Below are 21,251 nucleotides of genomic sequence, written 5' to 3'. Positions count from 1 at the left end.
AGTATCTCATTTTCTCAAGCCTGCATTCCTTCTCCACCAATCATGGCCTAGAGCAGCAGGCTTGAGTTTTCTCTCCTCTTCAAAGTGATATTGCAACTGCCTATTGCATAATCGCAGCAGGTTTGTTTATAATAACTTAAAGTTACTTTTAGTTACTTAATAATTTTTATAAATCTGTTGTTAGAAAGTAATATAATAACATTGCAAGGGAATTTTACGTATGAATGACAATAATCCATTAAATGTAGATGTCTGTATTGTTGGAGCAGGACCAGGCGGGGCCCTTCTCTCTTACTTGTTGAACCGCCAAGGAATATCAACCGCATTGATCGAACGACAGCCTCATCTGCACAAATCATTCCGCGGCGAATTGCTCAATCAAGATGGTGAAGCTGTGCTGAGCAAGCATGGTTTGTTTTCAGGCGTAGTCCAGCTTGGAGCCTTGCCTCTGGAGCAAATTCAATACTGGGAGAACGGACAGATTATTCATACGTTCCACCCCGCTGAGGGAGAATCGCATGTGGGCATTCATATACCTCAGAACCATTTGCTGGATTTTATCGTTTCAGAGTCGCAAAACCTGCCGCACAGCCACGAACATGTACTGTTTAATACCGTGATGACCGGCCTGCTGAGGGATAAGACAGGAAAAACGATTGGTATCCATATTCGGCAAAATGGTGTTCCCTCTTCCATACAAGCATCTGTCATTGTTGGTGCGGATGGACGATATTCAGCTGTGCGCAAACACTCGGGCCTCACCCCGGATGTCCGTAAACATGGCTACGATCTGTTATGGGCACGAATTCCTGCACCTGTGGGCTGGGAACCAGCCGTGCGCATGGCGAGCATGGATGGTCAGCAGCTGGCGCTTTTCTCCCAATATGGCGGCTATGTGCAGATTGGCTGGAACATTCCGCAAGGTTCATTCTCCAGTCTGCGCGAGCAGCCGTTTGCCCCTTTTGTGGAGAAACTTGTGGCTGCATTCCCATGTCTCTCCGATTCGGTTGCAGCACATATCCAGACATGGAGTGATTTTGTACTGTTGTCCGTAGAAAGCTGTTACAGCGAATCGTGGACACAGGATAATGTGGTTCTGCTCGGTGATGCTGCACATACCATGACGCCTACGGGAGCTTTTGGCCTGAATGCAGCGCTTGAAGACGCTGATGCCCTTTCGGAGATCCTTACCCGGATGGCATCTGATCACTTCAAATTTACGGAGCCGTTGCAGCAGCTGCAAATCCTTCGCGGCGACAAGGTGAAACAGCAGCTTGCACGTCAGGTCGAGATGGAGTCTTCCTTTCAGCAGCGTTACGAATCCCTGCGCTAAAAACGTACCGAAATCTTACGCATTCAATCAAACAAGCCGACGGCTCCTATATAGAGAAGCCATCGGCTGTTTTGATCTGTAACTATAGCCAAGCGAAGAATCCAAAGAATGCTGATAAGTTCAACGAATGCAACTAAGATTTTCTGTTACTTGGAGCTTCAGGACTCCAGTCGATCAAACTTCGCTGCCATTCATTGCACTTACCCGAAGTTCCGTCAGCGGCAGTGACTTCTTCTCCGGATGACGCAGATGAACCGTCCGGCTCTCGCCTGGCAGCAAGTCGAAATAGTTGTCGCTGAAACGGACACGTCCCAGAGGAAGCTCCAGCTTGACCAATCTTGCGATTGCGCCACTGGCCGTAACGGTTACAGACTGTTCCTCTTCATTTACATGCACACTCAGTTGAGACTGCGGCAGCAACACGTCCTTTGGATCACGCAAAAAGTAGCGGTTAAACGGTGCAGCAAATCCTTCGGCGATCAATTCAATCATCACTTCTTCAGCACGTCTCCCCTGCAAAACTTCTGCTTCGACTAATGCTCCAATCTTTGCAGCGGATTGGGGTTGAGCTTCAACAGGCAGTGCACCGGAATAGACTTTCTCGCCATTCAGTTGGTATACATTGATACGGAGATGTCCCCGTAAGGACTCCAATGTATCGTTGACGACCCATAATGTAAGAGGTTCGCCTGGCTCATGTTCCAAGGATAGCAAGATCGGATGGAAGAACGTCTTACCATAATAAAAGGATGCCTTGGGCAGCAGCTCGTAATCAATCATGGACCAGCTTGTTCCCGGCCAGCTGTCATTCAGCTGCCATACAAGTGCCCCGCTATTCCTGTGATTGATCCGCCGGAAATGTTCAATACCGTACCGTAAACCTTCCGCTTGAGTCAGCATAGAAAAGTTCATATACTCCTCTATATTTTGCGGAATCCCGGTATATCCTTCCATCAGAAGAATGCCCTTTTGATGATTGGTATCCTTGTTGCGGTAAGCCATCTCGGGACTTCCCCAGTAAAACTGCCCTTCAGGCATGTTTTTCTCCAGCGTGTAACGGTTTGCCGACGCATGCATGCCGAATTCACTGCTGAACAAGGCATAATCCTTTTTGTAATTTTTGAACGTTACACCTTCGATGCTGTAATCCAGCAGCGGTGGTTCGCCGTATTTCCTTGGATACACAGAACCATGCCATACCTGCCAGTTGTGGCGGTCCCCGACATCCGGGTCATTGGCGTCATTGCCGCCCTTGTCTCCATACGGGGAAGATGGCCAATACGGACGTGACAGATCCAGCCGCTCCAGCGCCTCAGGAATCAGTTCATGATAGATCAATTCCCCATAGAATGGGCTAGTAATATCTCCACTGGCGGATTTCATATCATACAGCCAGTCAATCTCGTTATTGCCGCACCAAAGTGCAAGTGATGCCCGGTTTCGCAGCCTGATCACATTATTTTCAACTTCGCATCTGACATTTTCCATGAAATCATGATTGAAATCAGGAAATAATGCGTTCGCAAAGGCAAAATCCTGCCATACCAGTACTCCTTGCCGATCACACTCATCGTAAAAGACTTCCTTCTCATAAATGCCGCCTGCCCAGACCCGCAGCATATTCATGTTTCCTTCGACGGTTAACTCGATGAGCTCACGATACCTTGAATCGGGGATCGCACCGATCAGATGGTCAGCCGGTATCCAGTTCGCTCCCTTGGCGTACACCTTGATCCCATTCAAAATAAAAGCAAACGCATCCTCTCCTCGCTCATTGTGGAGGGCAAGCTCAATGGTTCGTATTCCGTAAGGCTCACTATAACGGTCCACTTCAATTCCATCCGCATATAGAATAACCTCCAGGGAATACAAATAGGGTTCACCCAGATCATGCGTCCACCACAATTGCGGTGACGACACCACCAGCGTTGTATCTGCCTTTCCACCTTCCACAGCCAATCCATCAGCTCGTACCACCTCAATACCACCAGCATCCATCAACCGAACATTACATGTCGTGACCACAGGTTGCTCACGTTGCTGTCTGCTGCGGAATGACATCACCGATTTCACATCTGCCGTGACGTAGATAACCGCCTGCTCCTTGCTGACAGATTCGGTTCTGGCATATACACTCTCCAGCTTCGCCATCACCCGTCTCTCCAATCGAACCGTGCCCCAGATGCCTACGGTAACCATGCGCGGCCCCCAGTCCCAGCCGAAATTCATCGCCGCCTTGCGGAGCCATGGCCGTTCCTTGGTATAAGATGACCAGTCGAATGTCTCCTTGTCCAAGTTGTGCAGTGTTAAAGGGTCAAACCGGACTGCAATGGCGTTCCAGCCATTACGGACCAGTGAGGTTACATTGAATGCGTGGGACATGAGCATATTGGATGTTTTCCCTACTTCATGTCCGTTCACATACACCGTAGCGAATGTATCCAAACCTTCGAAGACAAGCTCGAAATGTTCCTGCTCCTCTTCACCCTTGACCAGATTAAAGTTGGTACGATACCACCATTCCTTTTGCTCGATCCAGCGACTCTTGGCATCGTTATGCCCAAAATACGGAGGATCAATAATGCTGCGCTGGATCAGTGCTGAATGAACATCACCTGGCACTTCCGCCCCAATCCAGAAGCGGTCGTCCAGTGCAGCTGCAGCAATGTCCATGGCCCGCTTTTCCCCGACTTCAAAGTGCTGTATCTTCCATTGACCCGACAAATCCTGACTTGAATATTCTCTCTTCATCATTTGCCTCGCTCCCCAGATCCCTGAGTCATGATGCACCGAAAACGTTTGCAGAAACATGTCAAAGCATGCGTTGTCTGCTAGCTTCCCGAAGGCTTGAATGAATATGCCTCTTCGCGAAATTCACTCGGGGTCTTTCCCGTATGTTTTTTAAACAGCCTGCTAAAGTATTTTACGTCTTCATATCCACTAATGGCAGCCACTTCACTGACTTTTGCAGGAGAGACTGCCAGCATCTCCATTGCCCGCCGGATACGCATATTCGTAACAAAATCCCCAAAAGTGATGCCTGTTTCTTTCTTAAATAGCTCGCTCAGATGCCCGGGATGCAAATGAACCTGACCCGCCACCTGCTGCAGACTGATGTCTTGTGCCAATCCGGATTCAATGTAGGCAATGGCTTTTTGCACATGTGAAGCCTGCCCTTGGCCCATTTGGCTGTAATATGTATGCATCAGACCATATAAATGGTGAAACAGCATATCCCGGAGATCCGCAGCATCTGCATCCGGTTCCGGTTGCCATGGTTCATATCGTGCAGGCTCCTCTCTTCCAATGGCACGCATCGTACGAACCAGCCAGCGATGTCCGGCGATCACCGCAGATTGCAAGCAGGCATGGAACGATTCAGGCGTCACTTCGGGGTCCATCATGAGTTCTCTTACAAGCTCTTGTGTCCATGTGGTCAGCACTACAGGATCGTTGTCGAGCAGCAGTGTCCCCAATGCAGTTTCCTCTTCATGCGTAAGTAACGTTTTGCCGCCTTTGCGATGACTCACCTGCTCGATGCCCCATATTTTATCCTGCAACAAACCTAGATATTGGAATGCCGCAGATGCTGTTTTGTAACTATCATGAAGATGCATCTCACCGCAAACAGGATGCCCTATCGCTGCACGCAGCGAACATTTCAGCAATTGCTCCATGTGATTCAATACCGCTTTCAACGTGTACTGTAATTCCTGCTTTATGTTCGCCGTTAACTGCACAATTCCAATAATCTGTTTTTTCTGAATATGGGCAATTGCACCAGGCAGCAGATCCTCCAGCATGTTCTGTACAGCAAACCTCAACAGCGCAGCTGAAGAACGACTCCATCCTTTCGCCTGAATAATGAACACCTGTTGATATACCTGCTCGCCACCCAGAGAAACATCAGCAAACTCCACTACTCCCGGCTTCAGAAATGCAGGACAAGGACCTGTACTCACATCACCATCAATGACCCATTTTTCAAATAAACGCTGTCTGTTCTCCCGTAAAAGTCGACCTTCTCTTGACTTTTCTGCCCATCGATCTGTAATTCGTTGTTTGGCCTGGAGAACGGTTTTGATGATCTCTTCCGGTTTGCTTGTTTTGAGCAGGTAATCCGTCACTCCCTGGCGGATCGCCTGTTGGGCATAAGCGAAGTCATCATATCCGGACAAAATAATGACCTCCAGCTCAGGCAGCAATTGCAGCCCTTCATCTGCCAGTTCAAGCCCCGTTTTACCAGTCATGCGGATATCGGTCATCAGAATGTGCGGACGTTCCTCAGCCATCCGGGTTAGTGCCTCTTCAGCCGAGGCAGCGGGTGCAAGAAGTTCAATGCCCAGCTCGTTCCAGGCAATTACACTGGCAAGTCCGGTCCGAATAATCACTTCGTCATCGACAATAAGCAGTCTCATGGCGATTCCTCCAGAAAGGGTATGGAAAATGAGATACGGGTTCCGCCGCCGACCCGGCTGTCTATTTCTAGTTGTGAAGCCGCTCCGTAATGGAGCAGCAATCGCTCATTCACGTTGTGGATTCCGTAACCACCAACAGGCGGGTTTACATCCGGTCTTTCCTTCAACTGTTCCAGCCTCTCTTGTTCCATACCAATGCCATCATCCAGCACCAGTATGTTCATTCGTTCCTCTTCCTGATCCTGACGAATCATGATCGTGATCGTTCCTGTGCCGACCTTTGGCTGAATTCCGTGGATCATGGCATTCTCGACAAGCGGCTGCAGCAGCAGCTTCAGCATCATCCGCTGCTCCAGTGCAGGATCCACAATATAATGCACTGCAAATTTATCGGGAAAACGGATAGACTGGACACGTACATAATGCTGGATGTGGGCAATCTCCTGTCCTACAGGGCAAAAATCCTTGCCGTTATTCAGGCTAATACGCAGGAAATCACTTAATCCTTCTACCATGTCTGCAATCCGACTCTCTTTTGACATCAAGGCGATCCAGTGAATGGACGAAAGGGTGTTATATAGAAAATGAGGATTGATCTGTGCCTGAAGTGCTCTCAGATCTGCTTCCTTCTTCCGGGCTTCACCGCGTATCACTTCTTCCTTAAGACTCTCGATATGTGTGCCTAGCAGATTATAACTTTCTCCCAGTTTGCCAATCTCGTCGTCGCTTTCCGATCGAAACAAAGGCAGCGGCCGATCCGGGTCAATACGGGACAGGTGCCTGGTGAGCACACGGAGCGGTCTCGTTACTCGGCGGACGGTAAACCAGACAAGTCCTGCGCAGATTACAGCAGAAGCAACGACTGCTACGGCCGTGAGAATCAGAATATAACCGTTTTCCGACTTATACTGATCATAAGGTACCGTTCCAGTCAACGTCCATCCGGTCAACTGTTCCGGGTAATAGAGAAGTGTACGTTTATTTTCTCCACTGCTATACGTTGTCGTACCGCTCCCACCTTGCCGAATCAGCGTCTGCACTTCTGGTTCAACCTGCTCCAGGGACTTCCCAAGCCTGGATTTGTCCATGGAAGACAGGATTTCTCCCGAACGTCCGATCAGCTCCAATCGTCCTTCACCCCTGCCAAGTCCCAGCGCAGCCCAGTCTTTGGAGATGGCCTTTTCATCCAGGCTGATGGCGAGCCATCCAATGGGGCGGTAATCATGGATGCTGCGGATCGGGCGCACCAACGTAATGACATTTTGTATCCCTGCATAGTTGCGGACCGGGTAGACGCCGGTCCATGTTTTAACCGCATCACCACTAGGTGCTGGAGGATCGGAAGTACCCGGTTCATACCAGGTTGCGGTCGTCAATACAGCATCAAACCGATCCGGATAAATCGCAATATTCGCAATATATTTTTTGGAGGCTGCCAGATTGGTCATTCTGCCCAGGATATCTACGCGGTCCAGCTCATGATCTTCATTTCGGCTCAGATACTGCTGAATATCCCGCTCCCCAATCAGGAAAATCGATATATTCTCGGCATCCTGCAGCATATAACGAAGATTGGCTTCCACCTGTTTCAGCGTATCCATGCCGGACAGCTTCGTTTTCTGCTCGGTAATACGGGAAGAGATCAGAAACGCGAACAGACCCAGCGCCACCAATGGCACAATCATGGAGGCAGTTACGACAACCGAGAGCTTCCTCTGCAGCGAAGATGTCAGCCAGCTTCTCAATTCTTTCCCTCCTCTGGATGCGCTTTCGTTTATCCCTTAACCGCACCAGCCGTCATGCCTTTCATCACCTGTTCCTGAAAGACAAGATATAGAATAATGGTCGGAATAACCGACAGCGTCATGGCGGCCAATGTTAGTCCATAGTCCGTCTGGTATCCATCAGCGAAATTTGCAATGGCCAGCGGTAACGTTTTCAATCCCGTTTTGTTAATAAACACGAGTGCAAACGAAAAGTCATTCCACGCATGCAAAAAACTCAGAATCGTAACTGTGGACAAGGCAGGCACCGACATGGGCAGCATGATCCGGGTAAACAGTCCCCACAGGCCTGTTCCATCGATAAACGCCGCTTCTTCAATATCCCTTGGTACACTAGTCAGATAGGCCGTGAGTACAAAAATGGCAGTTGGCAGTGCAAACGCCGTATATGGCAAGATCAATGCCCAATACGTATTCAGCAGGGACATCTGTTTCATTAGAATGAACAATGGAACCAGTGTGCTGTGAATGGGAATCAGCATACCTACGACGAAAAAGGTCATGACCAGACCCTTCCAGCGGAACTGGAACCGGGCCAATATAAATGAAGCAAGCGCTGCAATAAACAGGGTCAAAATTAGTGAGCCCACGGATACAACCAGTGAATTGCCAAATGCCGTTCCCAGTCTGGAGCTTTCCCATGCATTGCTGAAATTGGCCACGTTCCAGTGTGCCGGCAAACCAAAAGGCCTGCTGTAGAAATCTTCATTCGTTTTAAACGCACTGATCACAAGCCAGTAAAACGGATACAATGTTAAAATACCATACACCGTCAGCAGCGTCCAAACAATTCCGCTGCGCAGGCGGCGAACCGGATGGCCCCCATCACTTCGAGGCGATGGCATCGTTACAGGTGTCACACTCATTACAGTTCCCCCTCTCCTTTAATTCTCTTTTCGTTTACGACTGGTCACCCACTGGCTTGTTCCGATGAGCAGCAGGGAGATCAGCACGATGGTCGTTGAGATGGCACTCCCGAAACCATAGCGATAAGTCGTGAAGGTTGAGTTATACATATACGTAGCGAGCAGTTCTGTGGCATGAGCCGGACCGCCTTTGGTCATGATGTACACCAGATCAAAGGATTTCAGACTGCCTGAAATGCACAGAATAATCGCAACCTGCACCGTTCCCCAGATCATGGGAAGAGAAATCGAAACCAGCTTACGGATTCCTGATGCGCCGTCCATTTTGGCAGCGTCGTGAATTTCACCTGGGATGTTTTGCAGCGCCGAGATGAAAATAATGAGGTACAGGCCAACAAAACTCCAGAGCAGCGGCGGTACGAGAGAGAAGATCGCAATCTTGTCGTCAGACAGCCATTGCAGCTTCCAGCTCTCAAGCCCCATTGCATCCAGCAGGAAATTCAAAATTCCGATCTGTGGATGATAGATATATTGCCAGATCATACCTATGACCACAGTAGATAAGACCATTGGCAGAAAAACAGCGGAGCGCAGGAAGCGCTGGAGCGGATTGCTTTTGTGTAATATGACCGCAAGCATCAGTGCTAACGGGATTTGCCCAAACACGGAAGCCAGAACAAAAATGACGTTGTTTTTCAGTGCCCGCCAGAATACGGGGTCGTGCCATATCTCCACATAGTTGTTCAGGCCAATATAATTGGACTCTCCGATTCCGGACCAGTTGAAGAAACCGTAATAGGCTGACCATACAACCGGCACAAATACAAACAACGCATATATGATGATTGCCGGAGCAAGCCCCAGCATGATAAAACGACGACTGCGCAAAGCGTTCATTCAGTCACTTCCCTTCATTAATGCCTTACCTAACCTCTAATACATGTGATTCTTGCCAAAGGAAACGGAAAACCCCTCCCCTGCCGGGAAGGGGTAATCTCTTCTTTGCAATCATTATGAGTTCGGATCATTGGACCAATTTAACGTTTCATCCTGACCTCAAATCTAACTTGTTAATTGCCAACGGCGTTGGCCTGTGCAGCCTGAATTTTGGCGGCGATATCTTCTGCTTTCCCACCCATCAGCAGTTCCTGCAGTCCATTATTGATGACCTCTACTGTTGCAGATCCCAGCTTGGAATCGTAAACCGGATTAATCTTCACTTCCTGCATCAAATCATATAATTCCACGAACAAAGGGTGTGCTTTGGATTTGTCCAGATCAATCTTGTAACTGACCAAAGTACTGCTGTCCAGCGTCGCCTTCTGACCGTCAGGACCCGCCAGCGCGTAGAACAGCTCCATCGCTGCCTCTTTTTGGGCCCCGCTCAGCTTTTTGCTTACACCAAGACCGGTACCAACCACGCCTGAGGTTGTTCTTGGCTCACCCTGTCCTCCGTCCACTGGGGGAAGAATGGTGATATGTGTGTTGTTCAACACCTCTTCAGGTGCGTTATTCACCAGGTTCGCCAAAGCCCATCCACCATTCATGACCATCGCTGCTTTTCCCTGGAAGTACAGCTGCATCATCTGGGTCTCGTCAATACTGTTGAAACCATCCTGGAAGGCTTTGCTGTTCCCGAGCTGCTGCATCTTGTTTAACGCCTCGATGAACTGTGGATCGGTAAAACTTGCGCCATCCTGGGCTGCTGCCTTCAGGAACCAATCTGTGCCCGTAATCCGGTCAGCCAGTGTACTGAAAATCGTCGATTGGGCGACCCAGTTTGCCTTGTTACCCAGTGCCATTGGAATAACCTCGTGTTCGTTAAACGTAGCAATCGCCTGCTCCAGCTCGGCCCACGTCTCAGGAACTTTGACGTTATACTGTTTAAACAGTGCCTCGTTGTAATAAATGAAGGAACTTGGCGCCAGATTCATCGGCACGGAGTAGATGTTTCCGTCAACCGTATATCCGTCCAGTGCGTTCGGGATAAAGTTGCCCTTCCACTCCGGTTTCGCGTCCAGCTCCGCATTAATTGGCTGCAGCAGATCGCCTTTTACAAATTCTTTTGTCATCGCATCCGGCCACATCACAAACAGGTCCGGCATTTCATTCGCAGCTGCTACGGTGCGGAGCCTTGTTTTGAGACCATCTGTGGGCAGCCCCTCATCCACCACTTCAATATCGGGATGTGCTGCCCGGAAATCTTCGATGATTTTACGCATCGCTACCGCTTTTGCATCCTGTCCGGTCCAGTTATGCCAAAGTGTCACGGTCACTTTATCTTTGCTGCCCGTTCCTTCCGATGCATCACCGCCGCTGCAGGCTGCAAGTACCATCGAAAACAAGGCAATTGCCACGAATCCCGAAAGCCATTTTCTCAACATCTCTATCTCCCCCTTGGCTGATTGAATATCCTTATTGTAAATGGTAACGCTATCATACCGTAAGGTGACGATCCACGGATGCAGGGGTGAAAAATATCGGATGCCCGTTCCGATGGAGCACTTCCCTTTAAACAAAAAAAGCTCTCGAATGTGAGAGCTCCTTATGAAACCAAGTTTATTTAATAAGAAAGAGAATAAGTTCTGATTTATTGCATACTGCTTTGGATGAGTGTCGCAAAAGCTTCAGAGCCTTCTTTCGTCAGATGCACGCCGTCTTTTTCAAAATATTCGTCGTGTCCTTCACTTGCACTGTGCCAGTCAATGAGGGAAACGTTATTGTACGCTGAGGCTGCTTCATTCAGTGCTTTGTTAACCGTTCGTTCCCAAGGACGGGGAACCCGCACGGTAACCAGATACACATGATCTTCATCTTTAAGGTAATCAAGCACTGATTTCAGACTTTTGGAATTGAATGAACCATTGGTTCCTAGTTCCAGCACCACCTGACCGCCCAATTGATCGTTTCGTTTGAGCCCGTCCAGCACATCGGCTGCCTCCCACATCTGACGCCCAACATGACCGTCCACGTAAACTCCCGACACATTCTGTTCCAGGTAAGGCTTGGCGTCCAAAATGACCGAGTCCCCTATGACGGTATAGTGAACCTTTCCGTCTTCAGCAGGAGGAGCTGTTTCCCCATCCGCTTGGGACGAATCTCCAGTTTGATCCGGATCCTTCGATTTATCGATACCGGCATCACCTGGATGATCAGTCTCTCCTGAAGAATTCTCAGTCGCCTGGCTCGGGTTATCCGCGGCGGTGCCTTCTCCTTCATCGGGTGTTGAGACTTCCGGCTGAGCAGATGTATCCGGCTTCGACGTTTGCTGCTCGGGTTGACTTTGCTGGTCGCCAGCATCCTCGGCAGGTTTGTCGTTCTTCTGCGGTTCAGCAGTCTTTTGGCCGGACCCAGAAGTGTCTACAGGAGCCGGAAGCACATCCTGCCCTTTCTCTTCATATACAGAATGCTCGCTGTTCAATGTGGTGGACATGGACACGGAATGTGAATCGGAATTCGCGGCAGATGTGATCATCATTTGGGACACTGTGAAGCACATGAACAGAACAGACATCAGCAGTCCTGCCCGCTTCAGCCAGGTTTGATGAGTACCATGCCCGTTCCATCCTTTCTCCCACAACCGGGACCAGGTATCTCGGAATCCATTGTGACGGATCGGATTCTCAATATACTTTAATGACAGTGATGCCAGGACTACCGTTGCGGCCACCTGCAAAATCATTCGAACCGGGTGGAATTCCCCCGTATCAACGGCCGGACTCGTCAGGACGATCACGGGGTAATGCCAGAGATAAAGTCCATAGGAGCGTTCACCAATCCATCGCAGTGGCTTGGCACCAACTAGGCGTGCCAAAAAGGAAGAAGGGTGTGCAAGCACAGCGACCAACAGCGTTGTTGCTATGGCTTGAAGGACCATCCCACCTTGGTACAGCGAAGGTTCATATTCACTGCTGTTCAGCATCATGTAGATCAGCAGGGCCAGTGCTGCCACACCCGATACGTCGAGTACGACTCGATTAAGGCTCGCAAGGGAAGGTGACAGGTTGCGGCTTGGCCACACTACAGCGAGTGCAGCACCAGCCAGCAGCGCGAACGCCCGGGTATCCGTACCATAATATACACGGCTCGGATCCAGATCCGGATTGTACATGATCGCCATTGCACCAGCAGATAATTCAGCAGCCACTACAATAAAGACAACGAGCCATCCCTTTCTTTTGAACACCATGATCGAAGCGATCAGAATTAACGGCCACACCATGTAGAATTGTTCTTCCACCGCGAGCGACCAGAAATGTCCGAACGGGGATGGAGGACCAAAACTTTCAAAATAGGATACGTGATGAAAGATATACCACCAATTGCTTATGTATAAAACACCCGAAACAATGTCCCCACGCAGGGCAGCAAGCCGGGAAGGATCTGTGAAGAGCAGCCAAACCATTACAACTGCTGTCACGGTGAGCATGCCAGGCACCAAGCGCCTGATTCTGCGCATCCAAAAATCACCGAGTGAAATGCGCCCATGTTCCTGCCATTGGGACACAAGAATATCCGTAATCAGGTAACCTGATAAAACAAAGAAGATGCCAACACCGAGCAAACCGCCGGGAATAAAACTCAAATTCAGATGATACGCAACTACAGCAAGCACGGCAATGGCCCGCAAGCCATCCAGTCCGTTCATATGACGCCTGCTTTTCAACGTTTGTGACATGAGCGCCCCTCCTTGTTGCTGGTTGACATCATTGGTGTATGGGGCGATTGCAAATCATCTACGCTTCTCATTGTGTTTCTGGTTGTCATTAACATACGTATTGCACCTTTCGTCATTCATTTCCAATATATCGTTCAACACTCACGCTTAGCATTATACGCTCAAGCGCAGCGAGATAAATTACAGTAGTAGTTACAAAGCGATGAAACGATGTAACCTTTCCTGCCAGCTTATATAGCTGTAAAATCATACTCCAAAATTGTCGTTTAATACAGTCTTTTTCTTCGACTGGGTAATATTACCTCACTGGCAAATCAAAACAAAAAAAGCTGCCCACTTACTCAGCAGCACTAACCATTATAAACCTATCCCGTGACTGATTGAAAGTTTTGCTCATAAATGCTTCTGCGTGCCTAGGACCCTGGGTGTGAAACGGATGAATCTTCTCTTCAGTCCCATCATCACGTATGCGATATATTGGAACGTACGGAATACAAGTGGTTATTTCATGACTTTGTACTCATTTAGCAAACAGGCAAAAAAGCGGCCAAGAATCTGCCCGCTTTTTTACTGAAGATATGTGCATGTCTTCCATCAACTGCATTTGCTATAACCACAATTGCTGCACGTCTTGCAGCCTTCCATATTAATCAGAGATGCTGATCCGCAAGAAGGACATAAATCCCTGGACTCGCCAAAGGTGCTTCGTTCTTCGCCACCATTCTTTTTCTCCTGCAGCCCAACATCCCCTTCTTTCGAACTCCCGATAGCAAACGGATCATTGACTTGTATTGAATCGGCCTCGTGTACCTCAGCTGTGCTCTGTACGTGACTCTCGAGCGCTTTGGCCACTGCGTCTGCGATGGACTCGACCCGGTTCACTCCGAAGCCGATTGCTCCCGAGCCTCCGATGCCTTTTAAATGTTTGATCAACAGCTCCACTTTATGTCCATGGTCACCGTATCGCAGGAACAGGGAGCAAACTCTTCCGAGCGCTTCAGCCATGGCGAATACATCTGATCCAGCTTTACCCACGTTCAGGAAGATCTCCGCCGGAATGCCGTCCAGGTCGTTAATCGTAATGTATGCCATGCCAAATGGTGTATTAATTTTATACGTTGCACCGCGCAGCACCTGTGGACGGCTCTTGTATTGTTTATCCAGCACTTTGGCAGAAGACGAGGAATTCACGGATGTCTTGCCTTCCGGCTCTGTCACCGCAGACCCTGAAGGAAGGGTGCTGGCCATCGTTGCTGCAGTCTCCTCTTTTGCCCCCTTTGTCTCGCTGCTTGCTTCAATCTTTGTCTCTTCCTTCTTCGTCGTGGACAGGACCTGTACATCACGGCTGCCATCCCGGTAGATCGTTACACCCTTACAACCCAAATCGAAGGCAAGCTCATACAACTGTGCCGTATCTTCCACGGTAAAATCAGCCGGGCAGTTGGCTGTTTTTGAAATGGAGCTATCGACCCATTGCTGAATCGCGGCCTGTACCCGGATGTGATTTTCTGCTGACAGATCCATCGCTGTCACATAATAATCGGGCAATTCCTCACCAGGGTGTTCATCCAGCCACTCCTGCGCAATCGGGACAAACTGCTCGTCATAACCGAGCCGGCTTTGGCGGAAATATTTAAAAGCAAAATACGGTTCAATCCCTGTTGACGTACCCACCATCGTTCCGGTGCTCCCTGTTGGGGCCTGCGTGATCAGTGTTACGTTACGAATGCCTTGTTTGCGGATGGCCTCTCCCACTTCGGGATAGGTCTCGACCATTTTTTTCATAAATCCGCTCTGTAAGTACGGTTCCACCTCAAAGGCCGGGAAAGCGCCTTTCTCTGCCGCAATATCTGCTGATGCGAGATATGCCTCTCTCGCAATGAAACCATACAGTTTATCCAAAAATTCAAGCGATTCCGGACTGCCGTACCGGATGCGCAGCTTGATCATCAGCTCTGCCAGTCCCATCGTGCCAAGTCCAACCCGACGCTCCCGCTGCTGATTCTTTTTATTTTCTTCAAAATGATAAGGCGTTGCATCGATCACATTGTCCAAAAATCTCGCCGAGATGCGTGTTGTCTCCGCCAGATCCCTCCACGCCACATCATGACTGGCCTCATCATAAAATTTGGATAAGTTAATGGCCGACAGATTGCACACACCCCATCCCGGCAGGCCCTGTTCCCCGCATGGATTCGTACATATGATCGGATTAAAATACCAACTGTTCGACATCTGGTTGTAATACTCCATAAATACAACCCCAGGTTCCGCTGATTTCCAGGCCGATTCAATAATCGTATGCCATATTTCCCTCGCTTTCACTGTACGGTAATGGATTACCGGGTGCCCGGCCTCTTTCCATTGCTGCAGGTCCCCGTCCCACTCGGTGTCATAATCCGGATCGCTCGTATCCGGAAAAACAAGCTGCCAGTCGCCGTCCTGCTTGACGGCCTCCATAAATGCGTTGCTTACACACACCGAGAGATTGGCATTGGTGACCTGGCCCATCGTTTGTTTGACTGTAATAAAATCCATGACATCCGGATGCCAATCGTTCATCATCAGCATGAGCGCTCCGCGGCGGCTGCCACCCTGCTCGATCAATCCCGTGGTATAACTGAACAAACCGCCCCAGGATACCGAACCACTGGAAGATCCATTCACCCCTTTTACAACTGCACGACGCGGACGGAGTGACGACAGGTTGATGCCGACTCCGCCACCGCGAGCCATAATCTCCGTCATTTCAGTCAACGTTTTCATGATGCCACCTCTGCTGTCCTCAGGAGATGGAATGACGTAACAATTGAAAAGGGTCAATTCGTCGCTTGCACCTGCACCAGCAGCAATTCGGCCCCCAGGCACCAGCTTCCAATCATCCAATACAGCGCGGAACTTGGATTCCCATTTTTGCTGCTCTTCAGGAGTAGACTCCACCGAGGCCATCGCTTTCGCCAGGCGATCCCACATCTCCTCCGGTGTTCTTTCTATATTCAACGTAAGCTTCTCCGCTTCCGTCTGGATCATATCTCCGCTGCGGGTTTTCACCTTCACCATCTGACCTTGACGTTCGATGATTTCGCCTACTTCTTTTGTTGGAAACTTGGGATCATCTTTGGTCAGGACGAGTACAACATCTCCTGCCTTGGCATGGTTCGGATCGGCATCCTTCCAGGCGTATCGGTCCAAAAATATTTTTTCACTGAGTCCTACCAGCTTGTGCGACAATTTGTTCGTAGTCATTATGATTGACAGCCTCCCCATAAATCCCATTTCATTTTCCACTATGCAATAAAATATGCCTTAACACCACATATAGTGATTTATATCCAGTATAGTACACCATATATTGATTTTCCATGTGACTTTTGTCATAGTCAGTCTTCCAATTTGCTATGTACTCGGACAAGCTCTTTCTTACGCCATCAGACGCTGTTATTCTGAATTTGTGAATTTTTTGGGCATAAAAGGCAGATTTCGCACCTTATTTGGAGCCTGGTTATGAACTGCCCCTCATTCGTCCATACTATAACCTACGAATAAAACGTCATCATGTATGGCAGGGGAGGCATCACCATGAACCGGAAACATCCGCTTCACATGAATCAACCTGCAGCTGAACTGCCCGTTCCGCTTGAATTCGATCGCAGCTGGTTGACACAGCTGGAGTCACGACTCGATAAGGGCGGACCTTGGGGGGATTACAGACTCTTTCAGCTTGGCATTCAGGCAGAAGAGACCAATCTGATTCCCAACTTTGATGAAATACAGTGTTTGAAGCATTTGCAGGGGCTCACCCCGCTTCCACACCAGCTGGACACTGCACGCAAGGTATTATTTGAAATGTCAGGCCGTGCCATTCTAGCCGATGAGGTCGGACTGGGAAAAACGATAGAAGCAGGTCTGATTTTAAAAGAATATATGGTCCGTGGTCTCGTATCCAAGGTGCTCATTCTCGTTCCTGCATCCCTTGTACTTCAGTGGGTTCGAGAGCTGAATTCGAAGTTTGGCATTCCAGCAGTTGCACAGAAAAAGGCCTATTCCTGGCAAAATGAAGTTGTCGTGGCTTCCATGGATACTGCGAAGCGAGATCCACATAAGGACATTTTGCTGAACACGGACTATGACATGATTATTATTGATGAAGCCCATAAGCTCAAAAATAAAAAAACGACAAACTACCAGTTCATGCTGAAACTGCGCAAAAAATATTGTCTGCTGCTGACCGCAACCCCCGTTCAGAATGACATGAGCGAGCTGTTTAATCTGATTAATCTGCTGAAACCGGGCCAGCTTGGTCGTCAGGGCGACTTTGCAGCCAACTTTGTCGTGGATAAACGCGTTCCGAAAAATCAGGAGCAGCTCAAGGACGAATTGTCCAAAGTCATGATCCGCAATCGCCGCGGCGAAGGTCCGGTACAGTTCACCAAACGGAACGTCTCCAACGTGAATTTGCAGCTATCGCCTGAAGAACAGGCTTTATATGATGGTGTGACCTCTTTTGTTAAAGACCAGTATCAGGAAGCCGGAGGAAACTTGAGCAGCATGCTTTCTCTCGTCACGTTACAGCGGGAAGTGTGCAGCAGCCGGGATGCTGTTTTCGTTACACTGGTCAATCTGTCCAAGAAACTCCCGCTGGACTCCCCGCTCCGGGACAAGATCTGGGAACTGGTTGCCCATATCAAGGCCATTAAGGAAAATACAAAAGCCGAGAAAACGATGGAACTGATTCGCAACATGAATGAGAAGGTCATCATTTTCACCGAGTACCGGGCCACGCAGGAGTATTTGCTGAATTACTTCCGCAACAACGGACTAACCGCTGTTCCCTATCGGGGCGGTATGAACCGGGGAAAAAAGGACTGGATGATGGACCTGTTCCGCGGCCGTGTCCAAGCGATGATTGCAACCGAGGCTGGCGGCGAGGGCATCAATCTCCAATTTTGCCATCACATGATCAATTTCGACCTGCCCTGGAATCCCATGCGGGTGGAGCAGCGGATTGGCCGGGTACACCGGTTGGGACAGCAAAATGATGTGAATATCTACAATCTGTCAACGACAGGCACCATTGAGGAACATATCCTGAATTTGCTGCATGAAAAGATCAATATGTTCGAAATGGTCATTGGCGGACTGGATGTCATTCTGGAACGACTCGAGAAAAAAGAATCCATCGAAAAGAGTCTGTATAAAATCATGCTCGAATCCCAAAACGAAGAAGACATTCGTCGCAAAATGGATTCACTTGGGCAATCGCTGAATTCCATTCAGCGTGAAGTCGCCGATGAAGTTCCGTCTGTTTCCCTTCTGGATCTGGGCAAAGGAGGACACTAACCATGACCATGTCATCTCATGAAGTTCAAACTTATGTGACTACCTATCTCGAAGCGATGGATTGTCAGATTATGGAGCGATCCCCTGCACATATAACAGTGAAACTCTCGCCTGAAGCGGATAAGGCTCTAACCAACCGTCCCTATTATTGGGGGTTTGTGGAGCGAACCGGTGCTCCGGCTGAAACGATGTCCTTTACGTTCGTATTTGACCCTGCAGCCCATCAGCAAGCCATCGAGGCAGCAGAAGCCAGAGCTGCTCAAGCTTCACCCCCTCCTTCTGCCAGTCAAGATACTTCCGGCGGATTGAATGCGGGTTCCGGTTCCACTCCGGATGCACCCAAAGATACAATTCTTGGCCGTTATTTCGGCATTACTCCAGCACTTCCGCAGCTCGGTCCCGGCCGGATTTTGCGTGAAGATGTTGTCTATGGCAGTCGCAGACTGCAGCAGATCTTCGATGCGGCCCGTGAAGGCGGAGCATTTGTGAATTTGTTCGAGCAGGCCCCGAAACGTCAGCTGCGTGCTGCCGCACCGGCCGTATACGAGCCTTGGCTCGGTGTCTGTTTCAAAGTTGAATTTGCTTGCGATTTGAAACGAGAGGAACTTCATTTTCTTGGTATCTCTCTTCGCACAGGTGAAATTATCGAAAAGTTCGGCTCCAAGCTGAACCGGCGAGACCTTAGCCCAAGACTGGCCGAGAACATGCATGTTCAGACCGCCAAGGTATCGCTATCTGATGCTGGAGCAGCCCTGGAAGCACATCTCACTCAACGCTTGCTGGAACTGGATTACGGGTGGGCTGAACAGGCCAAAGCAAGACTGGATCTGGAACTTGGTGTAGTGGATGCCTACTATGAAGCAGTTCTGAGAGAGGATACACCTGAAGTCGAGGTAAATGACGACACCTCAGTTGCGGAACACCTTACTGCTTCCAAGGGACAGGGACAAACGACAACCAAAGGAATTCAGTCCACTACGGAAGATCACTCCCGTATTGCTCCTGTGAATCGAATATCAATAGGAGCGGCGGGGAAGAAACCTGGCACCGATGCAGAGCTTGCTGCTGAGCCGATCGTCCCGCTGGATGAAGAGACGGATTCCGAACAGGAGAAGACCAGACAGGCTGTAATGGACCGTGAAGCGATGAAACTGCAATATGAGACGCGCCGAACAGAAATGATCTGGCAGTATGAGCCCAAAGTGAAGGTCACTGCCATTAGCAGCGGCATGTTTCATTTAAGATAGACGCAGACACTACTTTTCCAGCAAATGACGTCAAAAGTAGTGTTTATTCATGAGTGGCGGCCCGACAGGTTGCAGCAACCTTTGCATGGCTTGTCCACTAGAATGAACCTAGAAGTGATCATGCAGCGAATAATCGGCTCCATTCGTCATGATGTACCCTAGAAAAGAAGGTGTTATTATGAAACGAATCTTCCATAGACCGTGGCATGGTATTCGCCGGGCAGCAGGTATTGGTGCCATGTGCCTCTTAGGTTTAACAACCTTGTCTACATCGTTGCAAGCAGAGGAAACCTTGAGTTTGGATGAAACGGCCTCTGAGCTATTGTCTTTTCAGTTAACAAATGCAATGACCGAGGCTTCCCTTCGTTCCGGGACACTCGCTCCTGCTGCTGTCCAGCAGTTTGCGCATCAACAGACCATATCCCTTGGCTCCATCCAACCTTCCAACCAAGGCTGGAATGACGCAGAGCTCGATTTTTCCCCTCTTGGCCCGGGTACACACAGCTGGCTTGTCAATGCCCATGTTGATGGAAAACCCATTGGATATATGATTATTACAGCTGACCGAAGTGGGCATTTGCACCTAAGTGAATATGGACAAGGAGAAGAAAATCCTTACAACATCTCTCTGCTCCAGCAATCCCTTAAAAGACATGATCTGAATCTGGAGGAGTTATCTCGCGGAGTGGATATACATTTACGATATGCCTCCCCGCTGCTTGCGTATTGGGAAGTGGAGCAATCCGGTACTGCTGCAATCTATATTGACGCAACCAACGGCGACACATTACCAAACAGCGTCGTGAAGGCCCATGAGCGCAGCTCTGGAGATGAGCAAATTCGATCTTCCGTGCTCCCCGTATCTGCACAGCTTCGTTTCAAAATGGAAGAATCATCGAATGTCTCATCATTCACAGCAGATTTTATCCATTTGCAACCTGTATTTGATCCGGCTGACAATCTGTCATGGATCACTTCCAAAGCGATCCCTGCAACAAGTTTGGAGCCATTGATAAAGCAGTGGAAAAAGCATCAACATATCGTATTTTCTGCCGATGATCGTAATGTGTTATATGGCGGCCCTCTTCCTGTAAGCGGATATCAGGTTTGGCAAAAGCATAATACATCGGAGCAAATGGAATACGTGGCGATCGGGGGACATTCTTCGGTAAGACGATTTGTTCCTCTGGATACCCTAATCGAGGATGGTCATTTTTATACCTTTAAGCCATAGAGATCCTTCTGGAGACAACAAAAACACAAATAAGACGCCATCCTCTGATTCTGAATCAGGAATGCGTCTTATTAATTTCAATCTGCTGCGTCAGTTTAACCGCTTATCCTTTGCCAGAAGAACTTCGTTTTTGCATTTTCCCACCTGAGTCCAATGCTTTTTCCTTTTTCCCTACCCAGAGGGATACAGCAAACGGAAGCATGCCAAACCATTTCATTGCCCAAGGCTCTTTTGCTTTTGTACGCCCCTTGCGCTCTTCTTTTGGTGTATCCATAAAATGAACGACACGCTGCGTAATATACTTCACCAGCTCATCACTTTTGGCCATAATCCTCTGCCTCCTTTGTACCT

13 protein-coding genes are annotated in these 21,251 nt (G+C 49.1%); 4 read left to right on the top strand and 9 right to left on the bottom strand.

The window, feature by feature from the left end; all coding sequences use genetic code 11:
- Positions 1-220 precede the first annotated feature (220 nt).
- Complete coding sequence (locus AAIH57_RS00210) at positions 221-1,333, top strand: FAD-dependent monooxygenase (protein WP_175399800.1); 1,113 nt, start codon at positions 221-223, stop codon at positions 1,331-1,333.
- A gap of 174 nt (positions 1,334-1,507) precedes the next feature.
- Here the strand turns inward: AAIH57_RS00210 and AAIH57_RS00205 are convergent, their stop codons facing one another.
- The 8 genes from AAIH57_RS00205 to AAIH57_RS00170 form a co-directional block, all read right to left on the bottom strand.
- On the bottom strand, positions 1,508-4,084 hold the full coding sequence (locus tag AAIH57_RS00205) for a beta-mannosidase (protein WP_430021295.1): 2,577 nt from the start codon (positions 4,082-4,084) through the stop codon (positions 1,508-1,510).
- Positions 4,085-4,164: 80 nt separating this feature from the next.
- On the bottom strand, positions 4,165-5,751 hold the full coding sequence (locus AAIH57_RS00200; protein WP_175399799.1) for a helix-turn-helix domain-containing protein: 1,587 nt from the start codon (positions 5,749-5,751) through the stop codon (positions 4,165-4,167).
- Positions 5,748-7,496: a sensor histidine kinase gene (locus tag AAIH57_RS00195; RefSeq protein WP_175399798.1), complete on the bottom strand. Its 1,749-nt coding sequence runs from the start codon at positions 7,494-7,496 to the stop codon at positions 5,748-5,750. Before AAIH57_RS00195 ends, AAIH57_RS00200 begins: the two co-directional genes overlap by 4 nt.
- A gap of 29 nt (positions 7,497-7,525) precedes the next feature.
- On the bottom strand, positions 7,526-8,401 hold the full coding sequence (locus AAIH57_RS00190) for a carbohydrate ABC transporter permease (RefSeq protein WP_175399797.1): 876 nt from the start codon (positions 8,399-8,401) through the stop codon (positions 7,526-7,528).
- Positions 8,402-8,419: 18 nt separating this feature from the next.
- Positions 8,420-9,298 (bottom strand): carbohydrate ABC transporter permease, encoded by an 879-nt coding sequence (locus tag AAIH57_RS00185; RefSeq protein WP_175399796.1) that lies wholly within the window; start codon positions 9,296-9,298, stop codon positions 8,420-8,422.
- Positions 9,299-9,471: 173 nt separating this feature from the next.
- On the bottom strand, positions 9,472-10,785 hold the full coding sequence (locus AAIH57_RS00180; protein WP_175399795.1) for an extracellular solute-binding protein: 1,314 nt from the start codon (positions 10,783-10,785) through the stop codon (positions 9,472-9,474).
- Between the two features lie 206 nt (positions 10,786-10,991).
- On the bottom strand, positions 10,992-13,079 hold the full coding sequence (locus tag AAIH57_RS00175) for an acyltransferase family protein (RefSeq protein ID WP_175399794.1): 2,088 nt from the start codon (positions 13,077-13,079) through the stop codon (positions 10,992-10,994).
- 594 nt (positions 13,080-13,673) lie between these two features.
- Positions 13,674-16,325: an adenosylcobalamin-dependent ribonucleoside-diphosphate reductase gene (locus AAIH57_RS00170; protein WP_430020207.1), complete on the bottom strand. Its 2,652-nt coding sequence runs from the start codon at positions 16,323-16,325 to the stop codon at positions 13,674-13,676.
- 333 nt (positions 16,326-16,658) lie between these two features.
- Between AAIH57_RS00170 and AAIH57_RS00165 the strand changes: the two genes are divergently transcribed.
- From AAIH57_RS00165 to AAIH57_RS00155, 3 genes are all read left to right on the top strand, one after another.
- A complete protein-coding gene (locus AAIH57_RS00165; protein WP_175399792.1) occupies positions 16,659-18,419 on the top strand; it encodes a DEAD/DEAH box helicase in 1,761 nt (586 codons plus the stop codon).
- Positions 18,420-18,421: 2 nt separating this feature from the next.
- On the top strand, positions 18,422-19,666 hold the full coding sequence (locus AAIH57_RS00160; protein ID WP_246311182.1) for a YqhG family protein: 1,245 nt from the start codon (positions 18,422-18,424) through the stop codon (positions 19,664-19,666).
- A 178-nt stretch (positions 19,667-19,844) separates the two neighbouring features.
- Complete coding sequence (locus tag AAIH57_RS00155; RefSeq protein WP_175399791.1) at positions 19,845-20,900, top strand: hypothetical protein; 1,056 nt, start codon at positions 19,845-19,847, stop codon at positions 20,898-20,900.
- 103 nt (positions 20,901-21,003) lie between these two features.
- Here AAIH57_RS00155 and AAIH57_RS00150 read toward each other — a convergent pair whose 3' ends face one another.
- Positions 21,004-21,228 carry a YqzE family protein gene (locus AAIH57_RS00150; protein ID WP_175399790.1) on the bottom strand — a complete coding sequence of 75 codons (225 nt, stop codon included), beginning with the start codon at positions 21,226-21,228 and terminating at the stop codon, positions 21,004-21,006.
- Positions 21,229-21,251 lie beyond the last annotated feature (23 nt).

Origin of the sequence: Paenibacillus sp. MABNR03 (assembly GCF_050455445.1) — a bacterium.
In the GTDB taxonomy this organism is placed as follows: Bacteria; Bacillota; Bacilli; order Paenibacillales; family Paenibacillaceae; genus Paenibacillus; species Paenibacillus xylanilyticus.
The sequence above is the reverse complement of the archived record's forward strand: the minus strand, read 5'-3'. Positions and strand labels throughout refer to the sequence as shown.